The sequence below is a fragment of the Ralstonia sp. RRA genome (assembly GCF_037023145.1).
Classification (GTDB): domain Bacteria; phylum Pseudomonadota; class Gammaproteobacteria; order Burkholderiales; family Burkholderiaceae; genus Ralstonia.
The window spans coordinates 2816324-2828578 of the sequence record NZ_CP146091.1 but is presented as its reverse complement, the minus strand read 5'-3'; the positions used below and the strand labels follow the sequence as shown (position 1 = coordinate 2828578).

At 63.0% G+C, this 12255-nt stretch carries 9 protein-coding genes; 7 read left to right on the top strand and 2 right to left on the bottom strand.

The annotated features are described in order from the left end of the window. Positions 1-42: 42 nt before the first annotated feature. Positions 43-825 (top strand): substrate-binding domain-containing protein, encoded by a 783-nt coding sequence (locus tag V6657_RS13650; protein WP_048933009.1) that lies wholly within the window; start codon positions 43-45, stop codon positions 823-825. A gap of 30 nt (positions 826-855) precedes the next feature. Here V6657_RS13650 and V6657_RS13645 read toward each other — a convergent pair whose 3' ends face one another. Next, positions 856-1773, bottom strand: coding sequence for a LysR family transcriptional regulator (locus V6657_RS13645; protein WP_048933008.1), 918 nt, complete (start codon positions 1771-1773; stop codon positions 856-858). Between the two features lie 383 nt (positions 1774-2156). Here V6657_RS13645 and V6657_RS13640 point away from each other — a divergent pair, with 383 nt between their 5' ends. The 3 genes from V6657_RS13640 (at position 2157) to V6657_RS13630 (ending at position 8334) form a co-directional block, all read left to right on the top strand. Beyond that, the gene (locus V6657_RS13640; RefSeq protein ID WP_048933007.1) at positions 2157-4451 is read left to right on the top strand and encodes a LamG-like jellyroll fold domain-containing protein; all 2295 of its coding nucleotides are present in this window, start codon (positions 2157-2159) and stop codon (positions 4449-4451) included. Positions 4452-4514: 63 nt separating this feature from the next. Beyond that, on the top strand, positions 4515-5762 hold the full coding sequence (locus V6657_RS13635; RefSeq protein ID WP_248694657.1) for a hypothetical protein: 1248 nt from the start codon (positions 4515-4517) through the stop codon (positions 5760-5762). A gap of 181 nt (positions 5763-5943) precedes the next feature. Continuing rightward, positions 5944-8334 (top strand): dockerin, encoded by a 2391-nt coding sequence (locus tag V6657_RS13630; protein ID WP_048933005.1) that lies wholly within the window; start codon positions 5944-5946, stop codon positions 8332-8334. A gap of 261 nt (positions 8335-8595) precedes the next feature. On the opposite strand, the gene V6657_RS13625 is transcribed toward V6657_RS13630, so the two are convergent. Then, the gene (locus V6657_RS13625; protein WP_137884640.1) at positions 8596-8892 is read right to left on the bottom strand and encodes a hypothetical protein; all 297 of its coding nucleotides are present in this window, start codon (positions 8890-8892) and stop codon (positions 8596-8598) included. Between the two features lie 136 nt (positions 8893-9028). Here V6657_RS13625 and V6657_RS13620 point away from each other — a divergent pair, with 136 nt between their 5' ends. From V6657_RS13620 to katG, 3 genes are all read left to right on the top strand, one after another. Continuing rightward, positions 9029-9271 carry a hypothetical protein gene (locus tag V6657_RS13620; RefSeq protein ID WP_048933004.1) on the top strand — a complete coding sequence of 81 codons (243 nt, stop codon included), beginning with the start codon at positions 9029-9031 and terminating at the stop codon, positions 9269-9271. 168 nt (positions 9272-9439) lie between these two features. Then, on the top strand, positions 9440-9940 hold the full coding sequence (locus tag V6657_RS13615) for a Dps family protein (protein WP_048933003.1): 501 nt from the start codon (positions 9440-9442) through the stop codon (positions 9938-9940). Between the two features lie 128 nt (positions 9941-10068). Continuing rightward, entirely contained in the window at positions 10069-12240 is a 2172-nt protein-coding gene (gene katG / locus V6657_RS13610; RefSeq protein WP_048933002.1) for a catalase/peroxidase HPI, read from the top strand. Positions 12241-12255 lie beyond the last annotated feature (15 nt).

Below are 12255 nucleotides of genomic sequence, written 5' to 3'. Positions count from 1 at the left end.
CCGCATGTTCACAAACACGTGCGACCCCGCACGACCCTCACCATGAAGACTCTGCTTCTGAAACTCTGCGCAGCCGCGCTCGTCGTCACCTCGGCAATGGCCGCCAACGTCCAGGCTGCCGAACTGCACGTCATGAGCTCCGGTGGCTTTACCGCCGCCTACAAGCTTCTCGGGCCGAAGTTCGCCTCGCAGAGCGGCAACTCGCTCGACACGGCGCTCGGACCCTCGATGGGCAAGTCGCCCGAAGCCATTCCGAACCGGCTTGCGCGCGGCGAGCCGGCCGACGCCGTCATCATGGTCGGCTACGCACTGGACGATCTGATCAAGCAAGGCAAGGTCATCCCGGATTCGCGCGTTGAACTTGCCGACTCGCGGATCGGCATGGTCGTGCGTGAAGGCGCAGCGAAACCTGACATCAGCTCGGTAGAGGGCCTCAAGCAAGTGCTGCTGCACGCGAAGTCGATCGCCTACTCGGACAGCGCAAGCGGCGTCTATATCGAGCGCGAGTTGTTCAAGAAGCTCGGCATCGAAGAGCAGGTCAAGTCGAAGGCTAAGATGATTCCGCGCATTCCGGTGGCGTCGGTGGTGGCCACCGGCGACTACGAAATCGGCTTCCAGCAAGTGAGCGAGCTGCTGCCGGTACCGGGAGCCACCTTTGTCGGCAAGATTCCCGAGTCGCTGCAGTCTGTGACGCGCTTCGCTGCGGGCATTCCCGTCGGCGCGCAGCATCCGAAGGAAGCCAAGGCGCTACTCGATTACCTTGCTTCGCCCGAGGTGCAAGCCGACGTGAAATCGACCGGGCTTGATTCTGTGCCAGCACATTGACGTGGCATCTGCGCTACCGGCAGGCTCACGTCATGCATCGCTTTTTGTGGCGCCGGTACGCTTCGCTTCAATGATCATCCGGTGAAACTCTTCGGCAGCGGGTGTTAGCGGTCGCCCGCGCCGCTTGACGATTCCCACGCGTCGTTTCACGAGGGGTTCGACAAGTGGTACGCTCGTGAGAATGGGGTGATCGTGCCCCGGCATGGCCATCGATGGCACCGCGGCGACACCAAGCCCCGCTTCAACCAACCCCAGCATGGTCGTGACGTGCCGCGTTTCGCAGACGCTTGGCGCGCGCGGTGCCACGGCCGACAATGCCTGGTCGAGCAGCAGGCGGTTGCCCGACGTCTTATCCACCGACACGTAGTCGTGCTCGTAAAGCTCGCTCCAAGTCACGCGCTTCTTTCGGGCGAGGGGGTGATCGCGCCGGCAGGCAGCAACAAACCGCTCCTGCAGCAGCAGCTTGAACTCGATCTCAGGCTCCTGGCTGCCCATAAAGCTCACGCCGAAGTCGGCCTCGCCGCTGATGACGGCACCAAGCACCTCGTTCGCGCTTGCATCCAGCAGCTTGACCCGGATGCGCGGAAAGCGGCGGTGATAGTTCGCAATGAGGTTCGGCAGAAAGTAGTAGGCCACCGACGGCACGCACGCGATGGTCACGTGGCCCAGCCGGCTTGATGAAATATCGCGGATGCCGAGCAGCGCGACGTCGAGATCGTCGAGCAGTTGTTCAGCGCTGCGTGCAAACACGCGGCCGACGGTGGTGAGCGTGACGCTGCGCGTGGTGCGCTCGAACAGAGGCACGCCTAGTGCACCCTCGAGTTTGTCAATTCGGCGACTCAATGCAGGTTGGGAAATGCTGATCGCCTCGGCGGCCTTTCGGAAGTTTCCCAGCTCCACTACCGCGCGAAACGCCTGCAAGTCCGTCAAATCAAAGTTGATACCCACCTGCCAGCTCCTCTTCTTGGATGCAGGACATTCTGCTCGATTTATCACATCGATGACACATGCTGGTGACTCGCATCGAGAGGCGCGAAGACATGCGTCGCCCCAGTTTGGTGCTCTCTGCTGAAGCCGACCGGGTTTGGTGCGAGGCGATTCCGGTGCTATGCCAATGCTTCATTTTCTAAGGGGCCGGTGTTCGGAGATTCAGCACGGAGAAGCGCTGCGCTTTGTTAACGAAGCGCATCAAATCTGCCAATACGGTGATGGCTGTTGACACGTGATGTCACTTATCTCAACAAGATTAGTCACCCCCCGTTGGTAGGGTGCGTGGCATGGTTCGTGCAGCTACGCCGACGGTTTGACGACAACAAGAAACGGGAGGGTGTATGAGCAACAAGCAGGTATCGGAGGCCGCGCTATCGGAAAGCGTGTGTCAAACAGATGGCGTTGAAAATGTCTCACGCCGCCACTTCGTCACGGGGCTGGGGGCCTTGCTGCTGGGCGGATGTGGAGGTGAGGGCGATGATGCTGCCGCTGCGGGTGTTACGCCGGCAACGTCGGCAGGGGGCAGTCAAGTGCCCGGCACGCCGATTGGCAAGACGCCAGTCGCGCCGCCTGACGGCTCCGTGCAGATTCAGCGTTTCACGCATCCAGGTCTGCTGCATACCGAAGAGGATTTCGCACGCATGCGCACCAAGGTGGAGGCCCACGCGTCCCCCTGGATCGATAGCTGGAATGTGCTCGTCGCAAACGGCCACACTCGCCTGACGAACAAGCCGAATCCACAAGCCGCCATCTACCGGGGCAATGACCCAACGCATGGGCAGAACTACGGTGCCCTTTACCACGACATTGCGGCCGCCTATGGCGATGCGTTGCGCTGGAAGGTGTCGGGCGACAAGCAATACGCCGATAAGGCGGTCGAGTATCTGGATCAATGGGCGTCTACGCTGACCACCCTTGGCGGCAGTGACGTAGCGCTGGCCGCCGGCATCTACGGCTACGAGTTCGCCAACGCGGCCGAGATCATGCGCAGCTACAGTGGTTGGAGTGCCAGCGGCCTGGCGGCATTCCAGTCGATGATGCGCAAGGTCTTCTACCCAGTCAGCCATGCTTTCCTGACCCGTATCGACACGGCCATGGACACGCACTACTGGGCCAACTGGGGCCTGGCCAACATCGCGTGCGTCCTGGCCATCGGCGTGCTGTGTGACGATGCCGAACTCGTCAACGAAGCCATCACGCATTTCAAGACCGGTGGCAGCAACGGGTGTATCCGGCAGGCCGTGTACTACCTGCACCCCGGCAACCTCGGACAATGGCAGGAAGCCGGTCGCGATCAGGGCCACAGCGTGCTCGGCATTGCATTGACGGGCGCCATTTGCGAGATGGCCTGGAATCAAGGCATCGACCTGTACGGCTATGACAACAACCGTTTTCTGGCGGGCGCGGAATACGTCGCCAAAGCCAACCTGACGCAGGCGGACGGCACGTTCTACGCGGTGCCCTTTGTTACGTACCAGAACAGCGCAGGTGTTATCCAGACGCAGTTCTCGACCGGCGCGCAAGGCGGTGCCCTGGGCCGCCCCTGCTGGGCCTTGGTGGCCAACCACTACATCAACCGCAAGGGCCTCGCGGCGCCTCACACGAAGCGCGCAGCCGACCTAGTGGCGCCGGAGGGCGGTGGCGGCAACTACGGCCCCAACAGCGGCGGCTTCGATCAGCTTGGCTACGGCACGCTCACCTGCACGCTGGATCCAGGAACACCCGCTCCGGCCCCGAGCGGTCTCGCAGGCTATGCCAGCGCCGGTAAGGTCGTGTTGTCGTGGTGGGGCACCAACAACGCCGCTAGCTACAACGTCAAGCGCGCCACGATAGCCGGCGGCCCCTACACCACCATCCACAGCGGTATCACCGATCTGCTGACCCATACCGATACGCCACCGGCTGCAGGCACGTATTTTTATGTCGTGACAGCGCAAACGATTGCTGGTGAATCAGTGGTCTCCAACGAAGTGAAGGTCGTCACCGCAGTGCAGATGCTCGCGCATCTCACCTTCGACGAGGGCACCGGCACCACTGCGGCCGATAGCTCCGGCAACGGGCGCAACGGCACGCTCAATGGTGCGGCATGGGGTACCGGACGCAGCAGCAACGCAGTCTCGCTCAACGGCTCGGGCGCGTACGTGGCCCTGCCCAACGATCTGCTGGTCGATGTGTCGGACTTCACCATCGCCGCCTGGGTGTTCTGGAACGGATCGCAAACATGGGCACGCCTGTTCGACTTCGGAACGGGCTTTCACCGCTACATGATGTTCACGCCGCGCGCGCAGTTGCGCAGCGGCTGGGCCGGCATGCGCTTCGCCATCACGGCCAATGGCCCCGGCGACGGCCCGCCCGAACAGATCATCGACGCCCCCACCGAGCTGCCGAGCAAGCGATGGGTGCATGTGGCCGTCACGCTGTCCGGCTCGACCGGCACGATCTATGTGGACGGCACGCCCGTTAGCACCAACACGGCCATGTTCCAGGCGCCGTTCCGCCTTGGCAGTACCGCGCAGAACTGGCTCGGCAGATCGCAGTATGGCCCCGACGGAACCTTCAACGGCCTCATCGACGATTTCCGTATCTATCGCGGTGCGCTCAGCACGGCCCAGATTGCGTCGCTCATGACGAGTTGATTGCCACAGGCCCGATGGAGGGCCTGGCAATCCGATGGATCTCCACTTTCAAGGATTTCTCAGATGACCGTTTTTTCTCAACGATGCATGGCCGTTGCCGCGCTTGCGCTTGCGTTATTTGGCTGTGGCGGCGGAGCTGATGGCACGCAGGGCGGCAGCACGACAAGCGCGGGCAGCGGCACCGGGACGCAAGGCGGCACCAATGGTGGCCAGACCGGCGGAAATGGCGGTGGAAACACCGGCGGCGGTACGACCAACCTGTCCGCCAGTGCCGCGCTTGTTGCGAAGCTGGGCAAGCCTTCGCGTGTGCTCGTCGGCCTGGGTTCGGGGCAGTCGATTTCGGACATGCAAAGCCAGGGCATTCGTCCGGACATCATCGATGCCTACCTCGTGGGTGCGGGGCCGGGCTCGTGGCCTTACTGGAACAGCCCCGACGGCGCGTATATCACATACACCGCGCAAGCCGCTCAGGCCTATGGCGCAACGCCGATGTTCACGTTCTACCAGATGGCCCAGAACGGTGACGGTAACCTGAGCGGCATTACCAATGCGACGTTCATGAACACGTACTGGAGCCAGGCGCGATTGATGTATCAACGCATTGCCGCCCTCAATGCGCCGGTGTTGATCAACCTGGAGCCCGATTTCTGGGGCTATGTGTGGGCGCAGGCACCGAGCCATGATCCAACGCAGATGGCAGCGGTGGTGAACAGTCAGCCCGAATGCAGCAGCGTACCCAACACTGCCGCCGGCATCGGCCAGTGCCTGGTGCAGATGGGCCGACAGATCGCGCCCAAGGCGCTGCTTGGATTCCCGCCGGCGTTCTGGTCCGGATCGCCGAGTGCGGTTGCCGGGGAAATGCGTGCCGTTGGCGCGCACCAGGCCGATTTCATCGTCGCCCAGACCAGCGACCGTGACGCTGGCTGCCTGGAAGCCGCCACGGTCTCGGAATGCACGGGCCGTAGCGGTACGTTCTATTGGGACGAGAACAACATCAATACGCCCAATTTCCACCAGTCGCAAAGCAGCTACTCGGACTATCGGGCTGCGTTGGGCAATGGGTTGCCCATTTTGTGGTGGCAGACGCCGCTGGGTGTGCCGTCCAGCACGCCGGGTGGCACCAATCAGCATTACCGCGATAACCGTGTCGACTACATGCTGCGCAACACCCAGGAGTACGGTAACAACGGCACCTTCGCCATCGTCTTTGGCTCCGGCGGCACGTACCAGACGACGATCAACTCCGACGGTGGCCAGCTTGCACGCCTGCTCGGCCTTTATCTCACAGGGGGCGGCGCCACGCTGCAATAGCCAATAGCCACCAATAACCAGCCGTGCGGTTCCCAGTTCCGGTCTCGGTCTGCAACACCTGCTGGCGGCTGGGGGGCACCACACAGAACTTGTATCGCTCATGGCGAACGGATTGCCGCAGGGCCCGATGGAGGGCCCGGCCCGGCAATCCGATGGACCTCTTTTTTCAAGGACTTCTTCGATGACCGTGTTTTCTCAACGATGGATTGCCGTCGCGGCGACGGCTTGTGTGCTCTTCGGCTGCGGAGGCGGATCGGATAGCGGCCAGGGCAGCAGCACGGCAGGCACAGGGACGCAAGGCGGCGCTGTTGGCGGTGCCACAGGCGCGACCAATGGCAGCCAGACCGGCGGAACCAGCGGCGGCAACACCAGCGGCGGCACGCCCAGCATCAACCCGCAGGGGACCAGCTGGACCAGCGTCAAGTGGGGCGGGGGCGGCTATGTCACCGGCCTGATCTACCACCCGACCAACGCGAGCCTGCTGTACGCGCGCACCGACGTCGGTGGCGCCTACCGCTGGAACGCGGACAACTCGACGTGGACGCCTATCACCGACGGCATCGGTTTCGGCGCAGGTGAGGGCGACTTCCACGGCATCGAAAGCCTCGCGCTCGACCCGAACAACGATCAACTCGTCTACATGATGGCCGGCATTACCGTGACGCAGGGTCACAATGGCCGCATCTATATCTCCGGCGACCGGGGCAATACCTGGACGCACTATGACGTGCCATTCCCGGTGGGCGGTAACGACAACGGCCGGGGCACGGGTGAGCGCCTGCAAGTCGACCCCAACAATCCCTCGACGCTGTTCTTCGGCTCGCGCACGGCGGGCCTATGGAAGAGTACCGATTCGGGCCGCACGTGGGCCCAGGTCACGGGACTGTCTTCCACCACGATCAGCGGCGGCAACTCGCCGATCGGCGTCGAGCAGGTCATCTTCGATACGTCGGGCAAGGGTAGCGGCCAGCCGACCTGGATCCTGTGGGCCACCATCGCCCCGGACTACGCCAATGCGGCAGGCCTGACGTCGACCCTGTACAAGTCCACCAACGGCGGAGCCTCGTGGGCGCCGGTGGCGGTTCCGTCCACGGTGTCCGGTTACTACATCCCGCACGTCGTGCGCACGTCCGACGGCAATTTCTACGTGGTGTTCAACGCGGGTGTCGGTCAGGGCATCGGCGGCCCGAGCTATCTCTACAAGTTCGGGGGCAGTAACAACAGCACCTGGACGCAGCTCAAGAGCTCCACCAGCAACGGCTTTGGCGGCCTGTCCGTCTCGGGTCTTGGCGCAAGCGCCCGCATCGCCCTGGGCATGACCGGTTGGAGCGACACCAGCAAGATCGTCCAGCTATCGGACGACGGCGGCAATACGTGGCGCGAAATCGAGGCCGGCATGCCGCATACGGGCACTGCCTCGGGTGGCTGCGCCGGCTGGGTCGAGGGCGTCACGATCGACCCCGCCAACCGCGACCACGTCATGCATGTCCACGGCGGCGGCATCTGTGAAACCATGAACGCCTCGTCGGCCACGCCAACCTGGGGCCCAAAGGTCGACAACCTGGAAGAGACCGCCACGCTGTTCGCCGCCACACCTCCGGCCGGCGCGCAGTACACGCTGATCAACGCCGCCGGCGACATCGGCGCGTGGGTGATCACGGACCTGGCGACGCGGCCGACGAGAACGCCGATGCCCCGATGGAGCAGCGGCAATGCGGCCGACATGGCGTGGGCCGATCCGTCCTACATTGCCGTCACTGGCGTCGACAATGCCAACGGTGCCGTCGTCAAGGGCTTTTGGTCTGGTGACTCCGGCAATAGCTGGTCGCTGTTCTCGTCGATGCCGACCGGCGGCTCGACCAGCTCAAGCCAGGTGCAAAGCCTGGCAGTCACGTCTCGCAACAACCTGGTCTGGGCGCCGCAAGACTCGGTGCCGTCATACACCACGAACAATGGTGCGAGCTGGACGCAAACCAACCTGCCGGCGTTCACCGCCACCTGGAATGGCTTCTTCCGTGCTTATCGCCTGGCCGTGGACCGCAAGAACCCGAACAAGGTCTATGCCTTCGATTCGGGCGGCGCAAACTGGAGCGGGCAGCGCGGCAAAGTCTACGTGTCGACCGACGCTGGCCACACGTTCACGCTGAGCCAAGGCTCGGTGAACGCGAGCCTGGCCTGGAATGCCTGGGGCGATACGTCGATGGCGGTGAACCCGAACGCCGAGGGGGACATCTGGGTGGCCGATGGCAACGCCGTGTACCACTCGCTGGACTCGGGCGCGACCTGGACCAAGCTCACTGCCTTTGCAACCGCCAACGGCAAGCTGGGCGCCACCAATATCACGCTGGGCAAGGCGCAAACCGGCTCGCCGTACTCGGCCGCAGTCTACGTGGAAGGCACGATCAACGGCCAGTGGGGCATCTTCCGCTCCGACGATGGCGGTGCAGCGTGGTCGCGCTTCAACGATGACGCGCACCAGTTCGGCGGCAACGCTGTGATGGCGGGCGACTGGAACACGTACGGCCGCATTTACGTCAATGGTGCGGCTCGCGGTCTGATCTATAGCAATTGAAATGGATCGGCCTATCGACCGCCCGGTTACCACTCGAAATCAGGCGGAGAGCGTAGGCCAATCAGTCGATGCCATCACCCCGAAAGTTGGTCGCCAACTTTCGGGTTTTTTCAAGCTTGAATGCACCGCGAAGCTCAAGCGGGAAGTCGTGGAATGCGATGCAAGCGTGTCCCCAGCATCGTCTCGACGATGTGAAAGGGATTTGCCAGAACGGCGGTCGCGACTCGATGGATGCTGGAGCATCTGAGCAAAGTACGCGCGTTATGCCTCGAACACGTCGAACTTGTGACTCCCGATGCTGAGATGATGACCGTCTCGTGATCTAAACAAGCATTCTCTCGCTACATCGACACCTGTTTCATGACGGCGATAGCGCACGTCTAATTGATAGATAAAAACAATCAAATTAACGATTTGATAGCGCGAAGGTAGACTCTTTTCCATGGTGAGCGCGTTGCTCATCGCAGCGTCGCCATGGAGCCCGTCATGTCCTACCACCTTGCCTCGACCGCCGTCGCGACCGTGTTGGAATGGCTCGCCGCCTATGGTGAATCGCATTGATCTCGCGGATTTCCGAGGTCGCCCCGCTTACGGGGCAAGCACCTACAGAGCGTTGGGTTTGAGGTTGTGCAATGGCAGCAGAGCACGCGGCGCAATACGCGACGCCGCGCGCGGGTTGTAAGGAGAAAAGATCATGGCAATGGTGCGGATGTTCGTTTCGGAATGGCAGGCGTTTGGTGGTGCAGTACGCGCATCGCGGGCAGAGGTGCCGACGCTGTCCGGGTTGCCCGGCAGTGTGGCTGGTGGCCGAGGCATGCCTAACGCGGAGCCCGCCCGCCTGCAACGCAAGTGGGTGCGCAAGCAGATCGGTCTGACCATCGTGGCGGCCGGCGCTATGATCGTGTTCCTGCACGGTATGGTGCAGCTCATGGTCTGACGGGCCTGACGCTCGGTTGCGACCGGCTTTGCGTTTCGTCATGGAGCAATGCCATGCTCGGAACTTGCGGCCCGCGCTGCAACCGAACTAAGGCCTGAAGCGCGCGTCGTCTGACCGGACCACGGTAGGTCTTCGCGTTTTTGCACACCACTTCATAGGGGAATCCAGATGGCAAAGAAGAACAGCGGCGCGACTGCCGCAGCCCAGATCAACATCGGTATTGCTGACAAGGACCGCAAGAAGATCGCCGAAGGCCTGTCGCGCCTGCTGGCCGATACGTACTCGCTCTACCTGAAGACGCACTACTTCCACTGGAACGTCACCGGCCCGATGTTCAACACGCTGCATCTGATGTTCGAGACGCAGTACAACGAACTGTGGAACGCCGTTGACCCTGTGGCTGAGCGCATCCGCGCGCTGGGTTATCCGGCGCCGGGTTCGTACTCCGAATTTGCCAAGCTGTCGTCGATTCCGGAATCGAAGGGCATTCCCGAGGCGATGGACATGGTGCGCGAGCTGGTCGCCGGCCACGAAGCCGTGACGCGCACCGCCCGCAGCCTGTTCCCGGACGTCGACAAGGCCGCTGACGAGCCGACCGCCGATCTGCTCACGCAACGCATGGACATCCACGAAAAGACCGCCTGGATGCTGCGCTCGCTGCTGGCCTAAGTTAGCCATGGCGGTCGTGTTGCCACGGTTGCGACAGGTGTTTCGACAACAGTGAATTCCTCCCCCCACCCGTCAGCCTGCTGCGCTGCGGGCGGGGCCTCATCCCCCCAGACCTAAACGAGAGAGCGATGACTACTGAAGCTAAATGCCCGTTTTCCAGCCAAGCGCTTGCGGCCTCCCAGGCCGTGAGTGGTGGCACGACCAACAAGGACTGGTGGCCCAATCAACTCCGCGTTGATCTGCTCGCCCAGCATTCCGAAAAGTCCGATCCGCTCGGCACGACATTCGACTACCGCAAATCTTTCCAGGCGCTTGACTACGATGCCCTCAAGGCGGATCTGCGCCGCCTGATGACCGATTCGCAGGACTGGTGGCCGGCCGACTTTGGCCACTATGGCCCGCAGTTCATCCGCATGGCCTGGCACGCCGCCGGCACCTACCGCACTGGCGATGGCCGCGGCGGCGCCGGGCGTGGCCAGCAGCGTTTCGCACCGCTCAACTCGTGGCCCGACAACGTCAACATCGACAAGTCGCGCCGCCTGCTGTGGCCGATCAAGCAGAAGTACGGCCAGGCAATCTCGTGGGCCGACCTGCTGATCCTGACCGGCAACGTGGCGCTGGAAACCATGGGCTTCCGCACCTTCGGCTTTGCCGCGGGCCGCGAAGACACCTGGGAACCGGACAACGACGTCTACTGGGGCGCCGAGAAAACCTGGCTCGCGCCCACCAACAACCCCCATAGCCGATACTCGGGCGAACGCGATCTCGACAACCCGCTCGCGGCCGTGCAGATGGGTCTGATCTACGTGAACCCGGAAGGCCCGGATGCCAACGGCGATCCGATCTCGGCCGCACGCGACATCCGCGAAACCTTCGCCCGCATGGCGATGGACGACGAAGAAACCGTGGCGCTGATCGCCGGCGGCCACACCTTCGGCAAGACGCACGGCGCGGGTCCGGCAAGCAATGTCGGGCCGGACGTTGAAGCGGCACCGCTCGAAGCGCAAGGCCTGGGTTGGGCCAGCACCTACCAGTCCGGCAAGGGCGCAGATGCGATCACCAGCGGGCTGGAAGTCACCTGGACGCAGACGCCTGCGCAATGGAGCAACTTCTTCTTCGAGAACCTGTTCAAGTACGAATGGGTGCAGGAGAAGAGCCCGGCCGGCGCGCTGCAATGGGTGGCAAAGGATGCCGAGGCGATCATTCCGGGCCCGACGCCTGATTCGCCCAAGCGTAAGCCGACGATGCTGACGACCGACTTGTCGCTGCGCTTCGACCCGGCATACGAGAAGATCTCGCGCCGCTTCCTCGACAACCCGCAGGCGTTTGCTGAAGCGTTCGCACGTGCCTGGTTCAAGCTGACGCACCGTGATCTGGGACCGAAGTCGCGCTACCTGGGCCCGGAAGTGCCGCGCGAAGACCTGACCTGGCAAGACCCGCTGCCGGCAGCAACGCACAAGCCGACCGAAGCCGACATTGCTGACCTGAAGGCGAAGATCGAAGCGTCTGGCCTGTCGGCGTCGGAGCTGGTGGCGGTGGCCTGGGCGTCCGCCTCGACCTTCCGCGGTTCGGACAAGCGTGGTGGCGCGAACGGTGCGCGCATCCGCCTGGCGCCGCAAAGGGATTGGACCGTCAATCAGTCGGTTGCTGGCACGCTGGCCAAGCTGGAGGATATCCAGAAGGCTTCGGGCAAGGCTTCGCTGGCGGACGTGATTGTGCTGGCGGGCAGCGTGGGTATTGAACTCGCTGCCAAGGCAGCCGGCACGAGCATCACCGTGCCGTTCACGCCGGGCCGTGTCGACGCCACGGTCGAACAGACCGATCCGGTCGCGATGGCTGTGCTCGAACCCATCGCCGATGGCTTCCGCAATTTCCAGAAGGCCAAGTTCTCGGTGCCGGCGGAAGCGCTGCTGATCGACAAGGCGCAGTTGCTAACGCTGACCGCGCCCGAGTTGACGGTGCTGATCGGTGGCCTGCGCGCCATCAACATCAACGCGGATGGCAGCAAGAACGGTGTCTTCACCGCCACGCCGGGTGCGCTGACGAACGACTTCTTCGTCAACCTGCTCGACATGGGCACGGAGTGGAGGGCCGCCGGCGATATCTACGAAGGCGTTGACCGCAAGACGGGTCAGGTCAAGTGGACGGGTACGCGCGTTGATCTGGTGTTCGGCTCGAACTCGATCCTGCGCGCGCTGGCCGAGGTGTACGGCAGTGCGGACGGCAAGCAGCGGTTCGTCAGCGATTTCGTTGCCGCCTGGGTCAAGGTGATGAACGCCGATCGTTTTGATCTGGCCTAAGCCTCAAGCCTGAGC

Coding starts and splice junctions, on each gene's coding strand:
- katG (WP_048933002.1), top strand. CDS start 10,069: ATGACTACTGAAGCTAAATGCCCGTTTTCCAGCCAAGCGCTTGCGGCC.
- V6657_RS13650 (WP_048933009.1), top strand. CDS start 43: ATGAAGACTCTGCTTCTGAAACTCTGCGCAGCCGCGCTCGTCGTCACC.
- V6657_RS13635 (WP_248694657.1), top strand. CDS start 4,515: ATGACCGTTTTTTCTCAACGATGCATGGCCGTTGCCGCGCTTGCGCTT.
- V6657_RS13625 (WP_137884640.1), bottom strand. CDS start 8,892: ATGCGATTCACCATAGGCGGCGAGCCATTCCAACACGGTCGCGACGGC.
- V6657_RS13640 (WP_048933007.1), top strand. CDS start 2,157: ATGAGCAACAAGCAGGTATCGGAGGCCGCGCTATCGGAAAGCGTGTGT.
- V6657_RS13615 (WP_048933003.1), top strand. CDS start 9,440: ATGGCAAAGAAGAACAGCGGCGCGACTGCCGCAGCCCAGATCAACATC.
- V6657_RS13620 (WP_048933004.1), top strand. CDS start 9,029: ATGGCAATGGTGCGGATGTTCGTTTCGGAATGGCAGGCGTTTGGTGGT.
- V6657_RS13630 (WP_048933005.1), top strand. CDS start 5,944: ATGACCGTGTTTTCTCAACGATGGATTGCCGTCGCGGCGACGGCTTGT.